This is a genomic window from Paenibacillus pectinilyticus (assembly GCF_001700435.1).
Taxonomy (GTDB): Bacteria; Bacillota; Bacilli; order Paenibacillales; family NBRC-103111; genus Paenibacillus_E; species Paenibacillus_E pectinilyticus.
This window is the reverse complement of record NZ_LYPC01000031.1, coordinates 396-631: the sequence shown is the minus strand read 5'-3', so window position 1 is coordinate 631 and position 236 is coordinate 396. Positions and strand designations below refer to the sequence as shown.

The window sequence follows — 236 nt, the reverse complement described above, 5'->3', positions numbered from 1 at the left end:
ACTCAGGATACCTCTAGGGGATTCGTTCGGTTTGGGCTACAGGGCTTTTACCTTCTATGCCGGACCTTTCCAGATCACTTCACCTACCAAACTAACCCCATGACGAGGTCCTACAACCCCAAGGAGCAAGCTCCTTGGTTTGGGCTATTCCGCTTTCGCTCGCCGCTACTGACGGAATCACTTTTGTTTTCTTTTCCTCCAGGTACTTAGATGTTTCAGTTCCCTGGGTCTGCCTC

The 236-nt window shown here is 50.8% G+C and carries 1 rRNA gene (only partly in view); it reads right to left on the bottom strand.

Annotated features, from left to right (window positions below):
• Positions 1 to 236 (bottom strand): 23S ribosomal RNA (locus tag A8709_RS33110) (its annotated part continues 270 nt past the right edge of the window); the annotation flags it as partial.